Below are 17,828 nucleotides of genomic sequence, written 5' to 3'. Positions count from 1 at the left end.
GTCAGCCTTGCCGGATCAGGCCGCAGTACAGCCCTTCGATCGCGAAGTCGGCATCGGCCGCCACCACGATCGGCGCATGCGCGCGATTGCGCGGCAGCAGGCGGATCCGTTCGGCGCCGCGCTCCAGGCGCTTGATGGTGATTTCGCCATCCACCCGCGCCACCACGATTTGCCCGTCGCGCGCCTCGTTGCTGCGATGCACGCCCACCAGGTCGCCATCCAGAATGCCGTCATCGATCATCGAATCGCCCTGCACCTGCAACAGATAATCCGGGCGCAGCGAAAACAGCGCGCGGTCCAGCCAGAGCTGACGCTCCAGGCCGATATCCGCACCGATCGGCAGACCTGCTGCCACTCGCCCCAGCACCGGCAAGGCCAGCAATGCATCGCGACCGGCGCCTCCCGGTACACGGATGCCACGTTTCTGATTGGGCAGCAGCTCGATCAATCCGGCGTCGGCCAGCGCCTGCACGTGCTTTTGTGCGGCATTGCGCGAGGCAAACCCGAAGGCCTGCGCGATCTCGGCCAGACTGGGCGAGACGCCCGCCAGGGCCTGCTCCTGCAGGAACGCCAGCACGGCGGCACGTTGGGGGGGAAGCGATGGCATCGGGGCGAGGCAGCAGGACGGGACAAGGTGTACATTTGTACACCAACCGATCGCAGCAGGCGAGACTGGCGTGCTGAGCCGCTTCAGCACGCCACTTGCGACTGGCTGACGACAGGGTTATAACCTTCGTAATAACGCGAGATGCCGCCATGAAGCTCAAGATCACCGCCATCGGCAATTCCGCCGGCATCATCCTGCCCAAGGAACTGCTGGCCCGCCTGCGGCTTGGAAAGGGCGACGAACTCTATGCACTGGAAACGCCCGACGGCATCAGGCTGACCGCATTCGACCCGACGTTGGCCGCGCAGATGGATGTGGCCGAGCAGGTGATGCGCGAGGATCGCCAAGTGCTGAACAAGCTAGCCAAGTGAACACGCGCATGCTGGTCTGGATCACGCACGCACTTGCATTGGCGATCCACGAACGTCAATTGAGCGAGCACGGCGGCGCAAGCGGAGTGCGCGACGAGGCACTCTTGGCCTCGGCACTGGCACGCCCGCAGCAACTTTTTTCCTACGGCGATCCTCCACCCGATCTTGTAGAGCTGACGGCCAGCCTGGCCTACGGGCTGGCGCGCAATCATCCGTTCGTAGATGGCAACAAACGGACTGCCCATGTGTGTTATCGGGTTTTTTTGCTACTCAACGGCGCCGAACTCATCGCTTCGCAGGAAGAGAAATACGTTGCCATGATGGGCCTAGCCGATGGCGCGTGGAGCGAAGCGACGTTTGCGCAATGGCTGCGACCTCGCGTGCGTTTGCGCGCGGACACGCATGTACACGAACCGCAGGGCCACTACGGCTGAAAACAGGACTGTGGCACGCGACGCGCTTGTCTGGCATTTGCACGCGCAGTCTTGGATCCACACGCCGCAATCAGTCAGCACTGACGTCGCTGCATGGCACAGATGCTCTTACTCGGCACGCTTGCGCGTCGCCGCGGCTTTCTTTGCGGCGGCCTTGCGTACTGCCGGGCCCTTGGTCTTGGCCGCCTTCTTTGCTGCCGTCGAACGGTCGCTGGCAGTGCGTTTTTTTGCGGCACCCGTGGCCTGTTTGGACAATGCCTTTTTGCCTACCGTCTTCTTGGCGGTAGTGCCCTTGCTGGCGGTCTTGAGGGCTTTCTTGGCACCGGCCGAGCGCGTAGGCGACACCGGCTTTTTGGAGGTTGCCGCTGCCTTGTCCTGCGCGGCTTTTTTCTTGGTGGCCTTGGACGCGGAACTGCGCGGGGCGACGTCCACGCCATCGCGGCGCGCCTTGGACAAGCCGATCGCAATGGCCTGCTTGGTACTTTTCACACCATGCGCGCCGTCGCGCACCTGGTCGATTTCTTCTTTGACATATTCGCCGGCCTGGGTGCTGGCCGATTTTCCTTCGCGCTTGTCCTTGGCAGCAGCGCGGCGTGTCTTGGCCTGTGGCATGGCACTTCCCCTGTTGTGGATGGCAACTCGATGTAACAAGCGCCGCGTCAATGCGCAGTGGGCGCGGTGCTCACCTGGCGTTGAAGCCTGCCTGCCGCTTTTTCCAGGTCATGCACCCGCGCCGTGACCGATCCACTCAACGACATGCGAAACCGCCAGCGATCACGCCCCCTCACCGGCTGGCAAGGGTTCGCCTTGGGCATCGTAGGCAGGCGGGTGATAGAAATTGACCGTCTTCAACGGTGTGCTCCCGGTATTGCGGATCTCATGGGTTTCACCGCGCTCGATGGCGATCAGGCTACCGGCCTGCAGTGCATGCGTCTGCCCCTCGATCACCGCCTCGCCGGTGCCGTCCACCACGTACAGCCATTGATCGGCACCACGGTGGCGATTGTCTGGCCCGCCCTCGCCCTGGCCCGGTGCAATCGCCATTTCGGCAGCTTGCACCTGGCGCACCGAAAACAGCACCTTGAACGCGTCGGTCAATGTCAGTTGTGCAATCTGCATAAGGCACTCCTCAGGGTTGAGGCGATGCTGAGGCGACGCACGTCAACGTGCTGGCAACATGCTCAGCCGTTGCGGCAATACCAGGCCCAAATATGTTCGGGCACATGTGCCTGCACGGGAAGATCCAATGCGCGGTAACCATCGAGTACATCGCGCAGCGCACGTTGTGCTGGCGTGGGGCCGACCAGGCCATCCAGTTCGTCCGCACTCAACTGCACCGCGGCCCAGTCGTAGAGGCGATCGATACGCTGGGCCATCGCCGCCTGCAGCCAGTCGCGCAACACGAACACGCGATACCCGCCCTGCTGCAGTTGCGCAACTGCACGTTGCAACGCCTCGCCCACGCCCCGAAACCATTCGGTATGCCCACCGGCCACTGCGCGGATCGCCATCGGTGGCGGTGCGTTGTGCGCAAGCAGCGGGCGCCGCAGTTGCAGTTCGAGATCGCGCGCATCGCGCTCGCGCTCGGTTTCCACCAGCAGCCCGTGCTCCAGATCGAAAAAATCGAACCAGCGCGGATGCAGGCTACCGATGCGCCCCAGCGGATCGCGCGAGAAACCGATCTTGCAATGGTCTTCCCACTGGCATGGGAACACATAGGTGAAGCAACGTCCGTCGATGGCCACTGGCGTGCTGCCAGGCGCGCGCACGCTCATCGGCGACCTGCATGCGCTTGGGTCGGCTGCACCGCGCGCGCATCCTCCGGCGTCGGTTCCCACCCGAACACGCTACGCCCGCCATAGCGATGCGAATCGCGACGTTCCTGCGCGATGTAGTCGTCCACCGTCGGCCCTTGCGCGCGGGCTTCAAGCCGACGCGCCTGCGCGTCAAGCCGCGCAATCGCCTGCAAGCGTTCGTCGTTGCCCAGTCTGGCCTGCTGCATCGCTTGCTTGAGTACGCCGATGGTGTGATCGAGCACGCGTGTGGGCACCGGGAACGGTTGCCGGTCCTTGCCGCCATGCGCAAGCGAAAAGCGTGCCGGGTCGCTGAAACGGCATGGCGTGCCGTGCATCACTTCGGCCACCATCGCCAGCGAGCGCAAGGTGCGCGCACCCACGCCGGGCACTTGCAGCAGCGCGGTGAAATCGCGCGGCCCCGCTTCGGCAGCGGCGGCCAAGCTGGCGTGCAGCCGTCGTGTGATCACGTTTTCGCTGCGCACGTCATGATGGTCGGGCATGCACAGGTGCGGTTGTTGTGCCGGGTCCCAGGCGTGCACGGCGAACAGATCGCCGGTGAGCGGACCTTGCGCCGCAGGCGCCTCCACACCCGCAATCCGTTGCCACTGCTGTGCCAGCCGGTCCGGCGCGGTGCTGCGCAGCAGTTCCACCTGCGCATCGCGCGAGGCAGCGGCGCGGTGGTCGGCGAGATTGACGATGTTGCCTTGATGCGCGCCATCGATGGCAGCATGCGGCGCATCCACAAAACTGCTCAGGCCTTCGGAGAGCCAGTGATACCGGCGTGCCTGCTTGCGCTGCCCATGCATGCCTTGCTGCACCACCACCCAGCGGCCATCGTCGCTGACGATGAAGCCGTGCAGATACAGATCGAAACCGTCCTGCACGGCAGCGCTGTCCACCTTGGCGACCAGGCGGCTGGCCTGTGCCAATGCGGCGCCGTCCAACCCGACCGCATCGCCCACGGCCAGCAACTCCGAAGGCGTGGCACGCGAATGCCGGCCGCGCCCGCCACAGACATGAATGCCCAGTTCGCCGGACAGTGGCGTCAACCCACGCTTGAGCGCGCCGATCACGCTGGTGGTAATGCCGGACGAATGCCAGTCCATGCCCATGACCGCACCGAACGACTGAAACCAGAACGGGTGCGCAAGCCGCCGCAACAATTCATCGCGCCCATAGCTGTGCACGATCGCCTCGCACATCACTGCGCCAAGCCGCGTCATCCGCTCACCCAACCAACGCGGAACGCGGCCTCCATGCAAGGGAAGATCCGCACTACCACCACGCCGGCTCATTGCTGCCACCTCGTCTTCATGCCGCCAGGATAATGGCGGCACGTCGCAACAGCTGGGACACCAGCGCGCTGACGCGTGCGCAAAGCTGACGAATTCAGCGCATGGCATGGCACTCCACACAGTGCATGCACGCGCGCGCGCCATGCAGGCACGAGCGTGCAGCGATCACGATGCCGCTCCTGAATGCGCGTACGCCGCGTCGTATCGATGCCAATCGCAGCCGTGGTCACTTTGCGTTGACCACAGCGCCGTCAAGGTGGTGGTCCTTCTCCTCAGCCATCGCCACGGGGTTCGCATGACTGCCACACCCGCCACTGCCCATGACACGGCGCCGGCCACTGCCACCACCAGTGCGCCGACCTACCCGATCAACCTGCGCATCAACGGTCAGCCGTATCACTTGCAGCTCGAAGCCTGGGTGAGCCTGCTCGACCTGCTGCGCGACCGCCTCGACCTCACCGGCACCAAGAAAGGTTGCGACCATGGCCAATGCGGCGCTTGCACGGTGCTGGTCGATGGCCGCCGCATCAACAGCTGCCTGACCCTGGCCGTCATGCAGGACGGCGCCGACATCACCACCGTCGAAGGGCTGGCCGATGGCGACACACTGCATCCGCTGCAACGCGCCTTCATCGCCAACGACGCATTTCAGTGCGGTTACTGCACTCCGGGGCAGCTGTGCTCGGCCGTGGGCTTGATCAACGAAGGTAAGGCGCACGACCGCGACCAGGTACGTGAACTGATGAGCGGCAATATCTGCCGTTGCGGTGCCTATCCGCAGATCACCGATGCCGTGATGGAGGTGATGGGCAAGCTCAGCGACAGCAGCGACAGCGCGGCCACTCCGTGGACGCCAGGGACGGTGCCGGCATGATTCCGCTCACCTACACACGCCCGGACACCGTCGATGCGGCGCTTGGCGCCATTGCAGTGCGCAGCGGCGACACGCAGCCGGTGCCCTCCGAGGCACCGGTACGCTTCATCGCCGGCGGCACCAATCTGACCGATTTGATGAAACTGCAGCTGATGCGCCCCAGCAGTTTGATCGACATCAATCGGCTGCCGCTGGACAGCATCAGCACCCAACCCGACGGCGGCCTGCGCCTGGGTGCGTTGGCGCGCAATGCCGACACTGCATATCACCCGGAGGTGGAAACGCGTTACCCCTTGCTGAGCGCGGCGATTCTGGCCGGCGCTTCGCCGCAGATTCGCAACATGGCCAGCAATGGCGGCAACCTGCTGCAACGCACGCGCTGCATGTATTTCTACGACCATGCCACCCCGTGCAACAAACGCGACCCGGGCACCGGCTGCTCGGCCATTGGCGGGCTGACCAAATACAACGCCATTCTCGGCACCAGCGCGCATTGCATCGCCACGCATCCATCGGATATGTGCGTGGCATTGGCCGCGCTGGATGCCGTGGTGCACGTGCAGGGCGCCAATGGCGAGCGCGACATTCCGTTCGCGCAGTTCCACCGTCTGCCTGGCGATCACCCGGAACTGGATAGCACCTTGGCGCCGGACGAATTGATCGTGCATATCGATCTGCCCGATGCGCAGCGCTTCGTTGCGCATAGTGCCTACCTCAAGATCCGCGAGCGCCTCTCCTATGCGTTCGCGCTGGTGTCGGTGGCAGCGGCCCTGGATCTGGCCGACGACGGCAGCATTCGCGAGGTGCGTGTGGCACTGGGCGGCGTGGCCCACAAACCCTGGCGCAATGCCGATGCAGAGGCACCGCTGGTCGGCCAGCCGGCCACTGCCGACACCTTCGGCCGCCTGGCCGATGCGCTGCTGCAGGGTGCACAACCGCAGGGCGAGAACGCCTTCAAGCTGCCGCTGGCACGCCGCGCCATCGTGCGCGCATTGAGCGTTGCGCGCGAGGGCACCATCGACAACCGCGGGCGCACCAGTGCGCTGGAGGAATCGCCATGAACGCACGCATCCCCGACCTGTCCGACAGCGCGCTGACCCCGCCGGTTGCCGACAGCGGCACCGGCTATCGCCCCACCGGCACCGGCGTCACGCGCATCGACGGACGCGCAAAAGTCACCGGTCAGGCGCGTTATGCAGCCGAATGGCCGGTGCCGGACCTGGCCTATGGCGTGGTGGTCAACAGCAGCATTGCCAAGGGTGAGATCGTTGCCTTCCATCTGGATGCAGCACGCGCAGTCCCCGGCGTGCTGGAGATCGTCACCCATGAAAACCGCCCGCACATGCGCGGCATGGACCTGTTCTACAAGGACATGACGGCGCCGGCCGGCTCGCCCTTCCGTCCGTTGTACGACAACAAGATCTTGTACAGCGGCCAGCCCATCGCGCTGGTGGTTGCCGAGACCTTTGAAGCGGCGCGCCATGCCGCGCATCTGGTGGAAGTGGAGCTGTTGCAGGACCCGCACGACACCAACCTGATGACCAACCTGGACCGTGCACACGCGCCCAAGCCGCTGAAGGCCGGATTTTCGCCGCCGCCCAAGGACAAGGGCGATCCGCAGAGCGCATTCGACAATGCCGCGTGCCAGGTACAGGCCGACTACTACAGCGGCGTCGAGCACCACAACCCGATGGAATTGTTCGCTTCCACCGTCATCCGCGACGCCGACGGCCATTTCACCATTTACGACAAAACCCAAGGTTCGCAGAACAGCCGCTGGTACGTGTCGCACGTGTTCGGGCTGAGCAAGCGCAAGGTGACCGTGCGCAACCCGTACGTGGGAGGCGCGTTCGGCTCCGGGCTGCGCCCGCAGTATCAGTTGCCGCTGGCGGTGATGGCGTCGATCCTGCTGGATCGCTCAGTGCGCGTGGTGCTGACGCGGCAACAGATGTTCACCTTCGGCCACCGCCCGGAAACGCTGCAGCGGCTCAAGCTCGGCGCAGACCGCGACGGCACCTTGCGCTCGGTCTGGCATGAAGCCATCGCCGAAACCTCGCGCATCGAAGACTACGTGGAGGTGGTGGTCAACTGGAGCGGTCAGTTGTACGCCTGCGACAACGTGCACCTGGGCTACAAGTTGGTGAGTCTGGACCAATACAGCCCCATCGACATGCGTGCGCCCGGCGCCGCGCATGGTGTGCATGCGCTGGAAGTGGCGATGGACGAGTTGGCCTATGAGGTCGGCATCGATCCGTTGGCACTGCGCCTGAAGAACTACGCCGAGGTCAACCCGGCCGACGACAAGCCCTACTCCACCAAGGCGCTGCGCCAGTGTTACGAGCAAGGGGCAGAGCGCTTCGGTTGGGCGCAACGCCCCCTGCAACCGCGCGCGCGCAAGGAAGGCAGCGAGTGGGTGGGCTGGGGCATGGCCACCGGGCAGTGGGATGCGATGCAGATGTTCGCGCGCGCACATGCGGCGCTGCATGCCGACGGCCGTTTGGTGGTCAGCAGCGCAGCCAGCGACATCGGCACCGGCACCTATACGGTGATGGCGATGATCGCTGCCGAAGCGCTGGGCCTGCCCTTGGAGCAGGTGACGTTTCAACTTGGCGACTCCACTTTGCCGGTTGCGCCGATCGAAGGTGGCTCCTCGCACGTCACCACGGTGGGCTCGGCAGTGGATGGCGTGTGCGCAAAGCTGCGCAGACGTCTATTGCGCCTGGCCCAGGCCCTGCCGGACTCGCGCTTTGCCAAGGCCAAACCTGACGATGTGGTTTTTGCCGACGGCAAGCTGGCATTGCGGGCCGATGCCGGCAGCGCCATCGCCTTGACCGACCTGCTGCGCACTGCAGGGCTGGAGCAGATCGAAGATAAGTTCCTCCTGCTGCCGAACGTGCTCAAGCAACGCAAATACACCCGTGCCACGCACGGCGCGGTGTTTGTGGAGGTCCGGGTGGACGAAGAACTGGGCACGGTGCGGGTCACCCGCGTGGTCAGCGCCGTTGCCGCCGGGCGCATTCTCAATCCGATCACCGCACGCAGCCAGATTGTGGGGGGCGTGGTCTGGGGCATCGGCCAGGCGCTGCACGAGCACACCCAATCGGACCATCGCTTCGGCCGCTTCATGAATCACGACCTGGCGCTGTATCACGTCTCCGCCAACGCCGACATTCACGACATCGACGTGATCTTCGCCGACGAAGACGACCGCGTCGTCAGCAGCCTGGGTGCGAAGGGCGTGGGCGAGATCGGCCTGGTCGGCGTGTCTGCGGCGATCTGCAACGCCATCTTCCACGCCACCGGCAAGCGCATCCGCAGCACGCCGATGACGCCGGACAAGGTGATGGCGGACTGACCTGCAGCGTACGTTGCGCTTGCAGGCAATGCTTGGCGCCTTGGGTAGTGAAGTGAAGTGATCCCAACAGTCGGGCCCAATGCAGCGATGCATTGGGCCCGCTGCCATGTCGGTCAGACGCATGGCCGTGCGATAGCGCGGCAAATGCGGCGCATGCCACTCGCAACCCTGTCATGCGCAGCGTCCTCTGCCTTATGTGTCGATACCGCTCGTACGCACCTGCACAAGCGGTCGTGATCGACAGGCAGGCATGTGGGTGATCAGCCTGGGCAGGCAGCGGCAAGTCGACCGCGATGCCAGATACATCCCGCAACGCATCACAGCTTTCCGGCATCATCCGTTAGCTTCGTCCGTAGGCTGACGGGGGATCGCAGGCATGGCACTTCGTACGATGCGGCGCGGGCTTGCCAAACTGTTGGCCTATTGTCCGCGCAACACCTGCGCCAGAAACGGTGCGGTGCGGCTCCCACGATGGCGCGCCACGACATCCGGCGCTCCGGCCACCACGACCTTGCCGCCCGCACCGCCCGCGCCCGGCCCCATATCCAGCACCCAGTCGCTGCTGGCGGCCACGCGCATATCGTGTTCGACCACGATCACGGTGTTGCCTGCATCGACCAGCCCTTGCAACTGGGCCATCAAGGTATCCACGTCGGACGGATGCAGGCCGGTGGTGGGCTCGTCCAGCACGTAGACGGTGTCGCGCTTTTGGGCGCGTTGCAGTTCGGTCGCCAGCTTGATGCGCTGCGCTTCGCCACCGGACAGTTCGGTGGCCGGCTGGCCAAGACGCAGATAGCCCAGCCCCACTTCGCGCAACACCTGCAACGGGCGCAACACGCTGGCATCGTCGGCAAAGAAGATGGCTGCCTGATCCACCGTCATTTCCAGCACCTGCGCGATGTTGCGACCGCGTAGCGCGATCTCCAACGTCTTGGCGTTATAGCGCGCGCCGTGGCAGGTGGGACACGGTGCGTAGACGCTGGGCATGAACAGCAATTCCACATACACCGAGCCTTCGCCCTCGCAGGTGGCACAGCGGCCCTTGGCGACGTTGAAGGAGAACTGCCCTGGGTCGTAACGGCGCCGGCGTGCGGCGGGCGTGGCCGCAAACAGCTTGCGTACCGGGTCGAACAGGCCGGTGTAGGTGGCCAGATTGGAGCGTGGGGTACGGCCGATGGGTTTTTGATCCACGCGCACCAGGCGGCGCACCTGATCCAGCCCGGCAACAATTGCACCCTCCGACGGCACCTGCGTGCCGCGCTCCAGTGGATCCAGTGCTTCTTCGTCCTCTGCCTGCGCCTGCCCCAGATGGGCGGCCAGCAGTTCCACCAGCGCTTGACTCACCAACGACGATTTGCCCGAGCCGGACACACCGGTCACGGTAGTGAACACACCTAACGGCAGGTCCACATCCAGCGCGCGGACGTTGTTGCGGGTGATGCCGCGCAGCTGCAACCAACCGCGTGCCGCGCGCGCCTGGCGATGCACCTGCGGCGGCGTGCCGAACAGATAGCGCCGTGTGGAAGAGGCCTGCACCTGCTCCAATCCCGCGGGCGGCCCGCTGTAGAGCACCTGCCCGCCCTGCACGCCGGCTGCCGGGCCGACATCCACGATCCAGTCTGCATGGCGGATCACGTCCACTTCGTGTTCGACCACGAAGACCGAATTTCCGGCCGCCTTGAGTTGATCCAACGCACCCAGCAGTGCCTGCGCATCGGCGGGATGCAAGCCGGCCGATGGTTCGTCCATCACGTACACCACGCCGAACAACTGCGAGCGGATCTGCGTAGCCAGCCGCAGCCGTTGCAACTCGCCAGGCGACAAGGTGGGCGTGCTGCGCTCCAGGCTGAGGTAGCCCAGACCCAGCGCCTGTACGACGGCGATACGCGCGCGCAGATCCGCGGCGATGCGTTGCGCGGCGATCGCTTGTTCCGGATGTTGGCGCGCATCTTTACGCGTACCTTTGGATGGGGCGGCTTCGGCGGCGGGGCGCAGCAGCTCGGCCACCTCGTCCAGCGGGCGCCGCGACAGCTCCCCGATATCCAGCCCGGCAAAGGTGACCGACAAGGCCTCGCGGCGCAGGCGTTTGCCATCGCACTGCGGGCATTGCGTGCTGAGCAAATACTGCGCCACGCGCTTTTTCATCTGCGCGCTCTGGGTGGTGGCAAAGGTGTGCAGCACATAACGCCGCGCACTGGTAAAGGTGCCCATGTAGCTGGGCTCTTCCTTGCGCTTGAGCGCGCGTTTGACCTCGGCCAGGTCGTAACCGGCGTATACCGGCACCACCGGCTGTTCGTCGGTGAACAAAATCCAGTCGCGGGTCTTCTTCGGCAGCGTGTGCCATGGCACATCCACATCGATGCCCAGCGTGGTGAGGATGTCGCGCTGGTTCTGCCCATGCCATGCGCCCGGCCAGGCGGCGACCGCACGCTCGCGAATGCTCAGGCTGCGGTCCAGCACCATGGTCGCTTCGGTGGCGTCATAGATGCGCCCCAGGCCGTGACAGGTCGGGCATGCCCCCGCAGGCGTGTTCGGCGAAAAACCGTCGGCGTAGATGATCTCCTGCCCCGGCGGGTACTGGCCGGCACGCGAATACAGCATGCGCAACGAGTTGGAGATGGTGGTGACACTGCCCACCGATGAGCGTGCACTGGGCGCGCCGCGCGCCTGCTGCAAGGCCACTGCCGGTGGCAGGCCATCGATGGAATCCACCTCCGGCACGCCTACCTGGTCGATCAGCCGCCGCGCATACGGCGAGATCGAATCCAGATAGCGCCGCTGCGCTTCGGCAAAGATGGTGCCGAACGCCAACGACGACTTGCCCGAGCCGGAAACGCCGGTGAACACCACCAGCGCATCGCGGGGGATATCCACATCCACGTTCTTGAGATTGTGCTCGCGCGCGCCGCGCACGCGCACCAGGCCAGTGGAAGACGTCGCGTTTGACATGACTACCGAAACCAGAGATCGACAAGACGCCAGCCTAGCGTGCGCGCCATGCAGCCGGTGTCAGCGATGGTGATCGAGCGCAGGCAACACCCAAGGTGCCAGACGCTGCAGGGCGCATGCGGTGGCAGACGAGGCACGGGACGCATTCGTCAGATGGAGGGCGGACAGGGCGCAGCAACACATCTGCGCGTCGTACCTGCCGCTGCCGGACGTACCGCCGTCTCCCAGCGGCGCTCAGCCCAGCGCATGTGCCGGCGTCACCTGCTCACCGGTGTCGGCCAGGGCATGCATGCGCGTCACCACGCCACTGAACAACCGCGCGGTGGCGGCATTGCGTGTACGGAAGACCTCTTCCAGCGCGGCGTAATACCACAGCGTGCCTTCGCGCCCGGCAGTGAACACATCGAAGATGCCCTGACCGACGGCAGGATTTTCCAGGTCCTGCACGATGCTGCGCGCGTTATAGAGCTTGTCGCAGCCGGACACCAGCAGCGCGCGCTCGGGCGTCTTGCGCAGGTGCGCAAGATAGGCCTGCTTGCGCTCGCGCCAATCGCGTTTGCGTGCGCGCTCGCTGTTGTCCACCTCGGCCTTGTCTTCGGCAGTGGCATCGGTGCAAGCCATCACGATATCGGCCACCGCATCGCCGAACTGCGCACGGATCGAGGCCTCGTGCCCGCCACCGCAGTCTTCCACCACATCGTGCAGCAGGCCGGCGATGGCTTGTTCCTCATCGCCGCCGCATTCCAGCACCAGCGTCGAGACACCCAGCAAATGACTCAGGTAGGGCACCTGCGTGCCCTTGCGCACCTGCCCGGCGTGAGCGATGCGCGCGTAGTCCACGGCCAGGGCGTAGCGTTCGGTGAGAGCGGTCATGGGGCATCCGATGCGAGCGATGCGCCTAGTATCGCCGAGCCCGACTGCCGACAGGTGAGGATGCTGCCATGAGCGATTCAGGCTCAATCCCACGCGATTGCGGCCGATAGGTCTAGGCTGCACCTACGCTGTTCGATGACCTGACGCCATGACCACGCTTCCTGTCTGCAAAGCCTGCCGCGACGGCCAGGACTTCCCCACCGCGATCACCATGGCCTTCCAGCCCATCGTGGACGTGTCCACCCGCAGCATCTACGCAGGCGAGGCGCTGGTGCGCGGCCTCAACGGCGAGTCGGCCGGCAGCATCCTGGCCGCAGTGGATGAGCGCAATCGCTACGCATTCGACCAGGCCTGCCGCATCAAGGCAATCGAATGCGCTGCGCAGATTGGCTTGCCGGCGCTGCTGTCGATCAACTTCATGCCCAACGCGGTCTATAACCCCGAGCATTGCCTGCGCGCCACGCTGTCGGCCACTGCGCAATACGGTTGGCCGCTCGACGCCATCATCTTCGAGGTCAGCGAACAGGAACATCTCACCGATCCGGCGCATCTGCTCGGCATCCTGCGCACCTATCAGGCGCGCGGCATGAAAACGGCCATCGACGACTTCGGCGCCGGCTACGCCGGGCTCGGCCTGCTGGCCGAGTTCCAGCCGGATCTGCTCAAGCTGGACATCGCCCTGGTCCGCGGGATCGACACCGACCGCAGCCGCCAGGCCATCGTGCGCCACGTGACGCGCATGTGCGAAGAACTCGGCATCGCCGTCATTGCCGAAGGCATCGAACAACCCGATCAATACCGCGCCCTGCGCGACCTGGGCATCCACCTGCAGCAAGGGTATCTGTTCGCCAGACCGCAGATCGGCGAACTGCCGAAGGTGCATTGGCCGCAGTAAGCTCACGCTTGTGCGTATGAACTAAGCAACTCAGCGCACCTAGCAGCAGGCGCCACTCGCCGTAACAGACCCACAACATCCGAACACAGCGGCAATGAAACGTGCGGAAGCCGCTCTTACGATTCCCTAATCCCGACTCCCGATTCCCGATTCCCGGCCGCCTCGCAAGCCAGCAGCGACCGCCGAACACCACGCGGCGCCGCTCACACATACCGCGGAATCGGCCCCAGCTGCGGCGTCTGATCCGGCAGCTCCACTTCCACTTCGTCCACATAGCACCAGCCCCAGCCTTCAGGCGGGTCGTAGCCTTCGATGATGGGGTGGCCGGTGGCGTGGTGATGCGCGGTGGCGTGGCGGTGGGGCGAATCGTCGCAACACCCGACATGGCCGCAGCTGCGGCACAGGCGCAGATGCACCCAGACACTGTCGATGGCCAGGCACTCCTCGCAGCCACGCGCACTGGGGGTGACTGCATGGATTTGATCAGTATGGCGGCAGTGCTGGCTCATGCGCTGGTCGACTCCTGGGTGGCGCTGGCAAGTTCGGAGACCGGCACCGGGTTGGCCTGATGGGCGAGGTACTGATGGATCTGCGCGACCACGGCGGCGCCCTCGCCCACTGCGGCCGCCACGCGCTTGACCGAACCCGCACGCACGTCGCCGATGGCGAACACGCCAGGGCGATTGGTTTCCAGCGGCAGGCACGCCGGTACGCCGTCGCCACGCGCGGTGCCGGTCATGACAAAGCCGCGTTTGTCGGTGTCCACGCAGTCCTGCAGCCAACCGGTGTTGGGATCTGCCCCGACGAACAGGAACAGGTGCCGCAACGCCACGCGCGCGGTTGCACCGTCCTTGCGGGTGCGCAACACCGCGGCCTGCAGGCCGCGCTCGGGGTCGCCTTCCAGCGCGGCCACTTCGGTGCCGGTGTGCAGCTGCACGTTCGGCAACGCGGCGATGCGCTCGATGAGGTATTGCGACATCGAGCTCTCCAGCCCATCGCCCCGAATGATCAGGTGCAGTTCCTTGACCCGCGGCGCCAGGAACGCCACCGCCTGCCCTGCAGAATTGCCGCCGCCCACCAGCGCCACCACGCCGCCTTCGCACAGGCGCGCCTCCACCGGCGAGGCCCAGTACGAGACACCGTGGCCTTCGAAGCGATCCAGGCCCTCGATCTCCGGGCGCCGGTAGCGCGCGCCCGAGGCGATTACCACCGTGCTGGCCAGCAACTGCTTGCCATCGGCAAGATCCAGCTTCAGCGCGCCATCGTCGCGGCCGCATTCCAGCGTGGCCGCTTCGATCGGAATCGCCAGTTCCGCGCCGAATTTCAGCGCCTGGTTGTAGGCGCGCCCGGCCAGCGCCTGCCCGGAAATGCCGGTGGGAAAGCCAAGATAATTTTCGATACGCGCCGAGGCACCGGCCTGCCCGCCGATGGCGCGTTGGTCCAGTACCAGCACCGACAAGCCTTCGGATGCGGCATACACCGCCGTCGCCAGGCCGGCAGGGCCGGCGCCGACAATCGCCACGTCGTAGCGTTTGTCCGGGTCGATGTCCGGCGTCATGCCCAGGCAATGCGCAGCTTCGGCATCGCTGGGCTGGCGCAGCACGCGCCCGCTCGGGCACACCATCACCGGTAGGTCGTGCTCCTGGATACCCAGGCGCTCCACCAACGCGCGGCCTTCGTCGTCGGAGACATCCATCACCGTGTTGGGGTAGCCGTTGCGGGTCAAAAAGCCCTGCAAACGGGTCAGATGCGGATCGTCAGGCTCGCCGATCAGCACCGAACCCGACGCATCGCCCTCGATCAGCCCAACGCGGCGCAGGATCAAGGCACGCATCACCACTTCGCCCACTTCGGCCGAACTGATCATCAGCGCGCGCAGATGCGCAGTATCGAATGGCAGCGCCAGGCAGCCTTCCGGCCCGGCACGTCCAGCCGCCAGCGACGCGCGCCCGGCCAGCTGACTCACCTCGCCGGTGAACTGGCCGGGCGTGTGCCGGGTGATCGGCTTTTCGTTTCCCAGTCCGTCGCGGCGCACCACTTCGATGGCGCCCTCCAGCACCACCCACACCGGCGCATGGGCATCGCCGACCTCGAACACGGGGTCGCCCGCGTCGAACCGTTGCGCCGGCCCGCTGGCAAAGCGCCGGGTGATCGACAATTGGCCCGCGTCCAGCTCGGGAAACATCTGATGGTGGCGGGTCTGGTCCAAAGACATGGAGGGGCGACGCGGCTAGGGATCACATGCAAGCATGGGCAGTGGTGATGGCAATGGCAATCACCCGAAATGGTAACTGATGGCCACGACAGCGCGCAGATGCCAGGCACGCGTAGGCGAGCGAGCGCTGCTGCCGGTCAGGCGCACGCAGCTGCTGTAAAGATCGCATGCGCCCAGCATGCGGGACATCCAGCACAAAAATAACCTAGCGAGCAGCCCTCAGGCCGGGGGCGAACCGCACATGGCAAACGCAGTGCGGTGCATCCAGCACGAAGCAACGGCCGTGCGTCTCCGGCAGCAGCACAGGCGGTTTGCAAGCTGCCAATCAATCGAGCCCAAGCCTGTGCCTTACGATCGCACAGGCTCCCAGTGTGGCCCATGTTGCCCGGCCGCCATGCGCTGGGCCGGGCGCACGCGAAACACCACACTGATGCGCTCGCCCACCGCGCGCGCGGTCTTGGCAATGCCGTGCGCGTGCGTGTGTTGCGAGGCGTGGCTCATCGCCAGCAGGCTCCCCGGCGCCAGCTCCAGCGCAACCGCCCGCGTGCTGCCGTCCTTGGCGCGCAGTTGCATCCGGCGCGGTGCACCCAGCGACAGCAGCGCGATCGGGTGCGGTGCCACCAGCGTGTGCAATGCGTCGTGATGCATTGCCACGCTGTCGCGCCCATCGCGGTACAGATTCAAACCTACCGCGTTGTATGGCGCCGGGAGCACCGCCTGCACCGCATCGAGCAAGCGCTGCAGCGGCAATCCCGCAGGCCATGCATCATCCAACCGATACGAGGCCAGCAAGCGCGGTACGTCCACGACCCGTTCGTACATTTCGCGGCGCTGGCTGCGCCAATCGGCGCCATCGCGCAATGCGTCGAACGCCTCCTGCGCAAGTGCGGGCGGCAACAGCTGCGGCCAGTAGCGCACGCCGCCTTGCTGGTCGTGCAGCACCTGCAGCGGTGCGATGGGAGCGTTGAACAGATCCATCGGCGCGATATGCGGGCGCCTGCCGCCGATTTCAGCGCCACGCTGTCATCACGCGTGGCGCCAGCCCGACCAGTTCAGCTTCACGCTACGGTACGCAAAGCGGCGCACCGTGTTCACGCACGACGATCAAGCATGCCTGCTCGTTTCGTGGAGACATCGCATGCATCGCACCCCTCCTGCCCACGTGGTGATTTCCGGCGCGTCCAGCGGCATCGGCCAAGCCACTGCAGAAGCATTCGCCGAACAAGGCGCCCGCCTGGTGTTGGCTGCACGCGGCCAAGAAGCCCTCAATGCGGTTGCCGAACGCTGCCGTGCGCGCGGTGCCGAAGTCTTGGTGGTGCCCACCGACGTCAAACAGGCCGAACAGGTCAAGGCACTGGCCACCAGCGCGCAGAGTTTTCTGGGCCGCATCGACCTGTGGTTCGGCAATGTCGGGGTGGGCACGGTCGGCAAATTCCACGAGGCACCGATGGAAGCAAGCGCGGCCGTCATCCACGCCAATCTGCTCGGTCGCATGCACGACGCCCATGCCGCCATCCCCATCTTCGTCGAACAAGGCCACGGCATCTTCGTCAACATGATCTCTTCGGGCGGCTTTGCATCCACGCCGTTTGCAGCGACGTACGGCGCCAGCAAATTCGGCCAGCGCGGCTTTTCCGAAGCGTTACGCGCCGAGTTGAGCGACTACCCGCATATCCACGTGTGCGATGTGTACCCGTACTTCGTCGACACGCCAGGCCTGACCCATGGCGCCAATTACGTGGGCCGCCGCATCAGCGGGCCGCCGTTGATGCTGGACACCCGCACCGTCGCGGCAGCTGTCGTGCGCCTGCTGGACCGGCCACGCAACACGGTGGTGTTGGGCACCGCCGTCCATGCGATGCGCCTAGGTCATGCGCTGGCACCGCAGACCCTGGCGCGCGCCATGTACCGTATCTTCAAGCGGTATTTTGCGCAGGCACCACAGGTGGCGCGATCCAGCGGCAATGTGTTCGCAGCGCCCGGCATTGCCGGCGGCATCGACGGTGGCTACCGGCGGCGCCCCGCGTTGCGGGCACGCTCTGCGCGCGACAAGATGTTGATCGGTGCGGCCGCTGCAGCAGTAACGGGTTTGGCAGTGCTGGCTTTACGACGCAAGTGAGTCGCTGAAGTCTGCAATGCCGTGCCGACAATTGCGCGTTTGCCG

The 17,828-nt window shown here is 65.4% G+C and carries 17 protein-coding genes; 7 read left to right on the top strand and 10 right to left on the bottom strand.

Translation table 11 applies throughout. From position 1 onward, the window contains the following. Position 1 precedes the first annotated feature (1 nt). Positions 2–607: a transcriptional repressor LexA gene (gene lexA, locus ACCQ15_RS05865; RefSeq protein WP_031421534.1), complete on the bottom strand. Its 606-nt coding sequence runs from the start codon at positions 605–607 to the stop codon at positions 2–4. Between the two features lie 149 nt (positions 608–756). Here lexA and ACCQ15_RS05860 point away from each other — a divergent pair, with 149 nt between their 5' ends. Together ACCQ15_RS05860 and ACCQ15_RS05855 are read left to right on the top strand one after the other, a co-directional pair. Continuing rightward, the gene (locus ACCQ15_RS05860; protein ID WP_008574105.1) at positions 757–978 is read left to right on the top strand and encodes an AbrB/MazE/SpoVT family DNA-binding domain-containing protein; all 222 of its coding nucleotides are present in this window, start codon (positions 757–759) and stop codon (positions 976–978) included. A gap of 8 nt (positions 979–986) precedes the next feature. Then, positions 987–1,412: a type II toxin-antitoxin system death-on-curing family toxin gene (locus tag ACCQ15_RS05855; protein WP_029818875.1), complete on the top strand. Its 426-nt coding sequence runs from the start codon at positions 987–989 to the stop codon at positions 1,410–1,412. A 108-nt stretch (positions 1,413–1,520) separates the two neighbouring features. Here the strand turns inward: ACCQ15_RS05855 and ACCQ15_RS05850 are convergent, their stop codons facing one another. From ACCQ15_RS05850 to ACCQ15_RS05835, 4 genes are all read right to left on the bottom strand, one after another. Continuing rightward, positions 1,521–2,024, bottom strand: coding sequence for a DUF6496 domain-containing protein (locus ACCQ15_RS05850; protein WP_127167970.1), 504 nt, complete (start codon positions 2,022–2,024; stop codon positions 1,521–1,523). 162 nt (positions 2,025–2,186) lie between these two features. After that, positions 2,187–2,531, bottom strand: a complete 345-nt coding sequence (locus tag ACCQ15_RS05845) for a cupin domain-containing protein (RefSeq protein WP_008574109.1) — start codon at positions 2,529–2,531, stop codon at positions 2,187–2,189. 62 nt (positions 2,532–2,593) lie between these two features. Beyond that, positions 2,594–3,187, bottom strand: a complete 594-nt coding sequence (locus ACCQ15_RS05840) for a GIY-YIG nuclease family protein (RefSeq protein ID WP_008574111.1) — start codon at positions 3,185–3,187, stop codon at positions 2,594–2,596. Further along, positions 3,184–4,503 (bottom strand): DUF763 domain-containing protein, encoded by a 1,320-nt coding sequence (locus ACCQ15_RS05835; RefSeq protein ID WP_372381316.1) that lies wholly within the window; start codon positions 4,501–4,503, stop codon positions 3,184–3,186. Before ACCQ15_RS05835 ends, ACCQ15_RS05840 begins: the two co-directional genes overlap by 4 nt. Before the next feature lie 295 nt (positions 4,504–4,798). On the opposite strand from ACCQ15_RS05835, the gene ACCQ15_RS05830 reads away from it, so the two are divergent. Genes ACCQ15_RS05830 through ACCQ15_RS05820 form a run of 3 tightly spaced genes read left to right on the top strand, consistent with a single transcriptional unit; the run spans position 4,799 to position 8,732 of the window. Continuing rightward, positions 4,799–5,377: a (2Fe-2S)-binding protein gene (locus tag ACCQ15_RS05830; protein WP_136733014.1), complete on the top strand. Its 579-nt coding sequence runs from the start codon at positions 4,799–4,801 to the stop codon at positions 5,375–5,377. Further along, a complete protein-coding gene (locus ACCQ15_RS05825) occupies positions 5,350–6,438 on the top strand; it encodes an FAD binding domain-containing protein (RefSeq protein WP_211242534.1) in 1,089 nt (362 codons plus the stop codon). The genes ACCQ15_RS05830 and ACCQ15_RS05825 overlap by 28 nt, the downstream gene beginning before the upstream one ends. Beyond that, positions 6,435–8,732, top strand: a complete 2,298-nt coding sequence (locus ACCQ15_RS05820; protein WP_029818870.1) for a xanthine dehydrogenase family protein molybdopterin-binding subunit — start codon at positions 6,435–6,437, stop codon at positions 8,730–8,732. The genes ACCQ15_RS05825 and ACCQ15_RS05820 overlap by 4 nt, the downstream gene beginning before the upstream one ends. Positions 8,733–9,152: 420 nt before the next feature. Here ACCQ15_RS05820 and ACCQ15_RS05815 read toward each other — a convergent pair whose 3' ends face one another. Together ACCQ15_RS05815 and ACCQ15_RS05810 are read right to left on the bottom strand one after the other, a co-directional pair. Beyond that, positions 9,153–11,681: an excinuclease ABC subunit UvrA gene (locus tag ACCQ15_RS05815; RefSeq protein WP_033478811.1), complete on the bottom strand. Its 2,529-nt coding sequence runs from the start codon at positions 11,679–11,681 to the stop codon at positions 9,153–9,155. A 234-nt stretch (positions 11,682–11,915) separates the two neighbouring features. Continuing rightward, entirely contained in the window at positions 11,916–12,554 is a 639-nt protein-coding gene (locus tag ACCQ15_RS05810; RefSeq protein ID WP_008574119.1) for an HD domain-containing protein, read from the bottom strand. Between the two features lie 148 nt (positions 12,555–12,702). On the opposite strand from ACCQ15_RS05810, the gene ACCQ15_RS05805 reads away from it, so the two are divergent. After that, on the top strand, positions 12,703–13,449 hold the full coding sequence (locus tag ACCQ15_RS05805; RefSeq protein ID WP_011346690.1) for an EAL domain-containing protein: 747 nt from the start codon (positions 12,703–12,705) through the stop codon (positions 13,447–13,449). Positions 13,450–13,652: 203 nt separating this feature from the next. Here ACCQ15_RS05805 and ACCQ15_RS05800 read toward each other — a convergent pair whose 3' ends face one another. The 3 genes from ACCQ15_RS05800 to ACCQ15_RS05790 form a co-directional block, all read right to left on the bottom strand. Then, a complete protein-coding gene (locus tag ACCQ15_RS05800) occupies positions 13,653–13,958 on the bottom strand; it encodes a UBP-type zinc finger domain-containing protein (RefSeq protein ID WP_031421521.1) in 306 nt (101 codons plus the stop codon). Then, positions 13,955–15,664: an FAD-dependent oxidoreductase gene (locus tag ACCQ15_RS05795; protein ID WP_008574125.1), complete on the bottom strand. Its 1,710-nt coding sequence runs from the start codon at positions 15,662–15,664 to the stop codon at positions 13,955–13,957. The genes ACCQ15_RS05800 and ACCQ15_RS05795 overlap by 4 nt, the downstream gene beginning before the upstream one ends. 348 nt (positions 15,665–16,012) lie before the next feature. Then, positions 16,013–16,642: an alpha-ketoglutarate-dependent dioxygenase AlkB gene (locus ACCQ15_RS05790; RefSeq protein ID WP_014089590.1), complete on the bottom strand. Its 630-nt coding sequence runs from the start codon at positions 16,640–16,642 to the stop codon at positions 16,013–16,015. A gap of 160 nt (positions 16,643–16,802) precedes the next feature. Here ACCQ15_RS05790 and ACCQ15_RS05785 point away from each other — a divergent pair, with 160 nt between their 5' ends. Next, positions 16,803–17,783: an SDR family oxidoreductase gene (locus ACCQ15_RS05785; RefSeq protein WP_372381315.1), complete on the top strand. Its 981-nt coding sequence runs from the start codon at positions 16,803–16,805 to the stop codon at positions 17,781–17,783. Positions 17,784–17,828: the final 45 nt, after the last annotated feature.

This window comes from Xanthomonas sp. NCPPB 1754 (assembly GCF_041475725.2).
Classification (GTDB): Bacteria; Pseudomonadota; Gammaproteobacteria; order Xanthomonadales; family Xanthomonadaceae; genus Xanthomonas; species Xanthomonas euvesicatoria.
This window is presented reverse-complemented; position numbering and strand designations above follow the sequence as displayed.

Bases quoted from the DNA above. Each gene is read 5' to 3' on its own strand.
- ACCQ15_RS05860 (WP_008574105.1), top strand. From the start codon at position 757: ATGAAGCTCAAGATCACCGCCATCGGCAATTCCGCCGGCATCATCCTG.
- ACCQ15_RS05800 (WP_031421521.1), bottom strand. From the start codon at position 13,958: ATGAGCCAGCACTGCCGCCATACTGATCAAATCCATGCAGTCACCCCC.
- ACCQ15_RS05785 (WP_372381315.1), top strand. From the start codon at position 16,803: ATGCATCGCACCCCTCCTGCCCACGTGGTGATTTCCGGCGCGTCCAGC.
- ACCQ15_RS05795 (WP_008574125.1), bottom strand. From the start codon at position 15,664: ATGTCTTTGGACCAGACCCGCCACCATCAGATGTTTCCCGAGCTGGAC.
- ACCQ15_RS05850 (WP_127167970.1), bottom strand. From the start codon at position 2,024: ATGCCACAGGCCAAGACACGCCGCGCTGCTGCCAAGGACAAGCGCGAA.
- ACCQ15_RS05810 (WP_008574119.1), bottom strand. From the start codon at position 12,554: ATGACCGCTCTCACCGAACGCTACGCCCTGGCCGTGGACTACGCGCGC.
- ACCQ15_RS05790 (WP_014089590.1), bottom strand. From the start codon at position 16,642: ATGGATCTGTTCAACGCTCCCATCGCACCGCTGCAGGTGCTGCACGAC.
- ACCQ15_RS05855 (WP_029818875.1), top strand. From the start codon at position 987: ATGCTGGTCTGGATCACGCACGCACTTGCATTGGCGATCCACGAACGT.
- lexA (WP_031421534.1), bottom strand. From the start codon at position 607: ATGCCATCGCTTCCCCCCCAACGTGCCGCCGTGCTGGCGTTCCTGCAG.
- ACCQ15_RS05805 (WP_011346690.1), top strand. From the start codon at position 12,703: ATGACCACGCTTCCTGTCTGCAAAGCCTGCCGCGACGGCCAGGACTTC.
- ACCQ15_RS05815 (WP_033478811.1), bottom strand. From the start codon at position 11,681: ATGTCAAACGCGACGTCTTCCACTGGCCTGGTGCGCGTGCGCGGCGCG.
- ACCQ15_RS05830 (WP_136733014.1), top strand. From the start codon at position 4,799: ATGACTGCCACACCCGCCACTGCCCATGACACGGCGCCGGCCACTGCC.
- ACCQ15_RS05845 (WP_008574109.1), bottom strand. From the start codon at position 2,531: ATGCAGATTGCACAACTGACATTGACCGACGCGTTCAAGGTGCTGTTT.
- ACCQ15_RS05835 (WP_372381316.1), bottom strand. From the start codon at position 4,503: ATGAGCCGGCGTGGTGGTAGTGCGGATCTTCCCTTGCATGGAGGCCGC.
- ACCQ15_RS05820 (WP_029818870.1), top strand. From the start codon at position 6,435: ATGAACGCACGCATCCCCGACCTGTCCGACAGCGCGCTGACCCCGCCG.
- ACCQ15_RS05840 (WP_008574111.1), bottom strand. From the start codon at position 3,187: ATGAGCGTGCGCGCGCCTGGCAGCACGCCAGTGGCCATCGACGGACGT.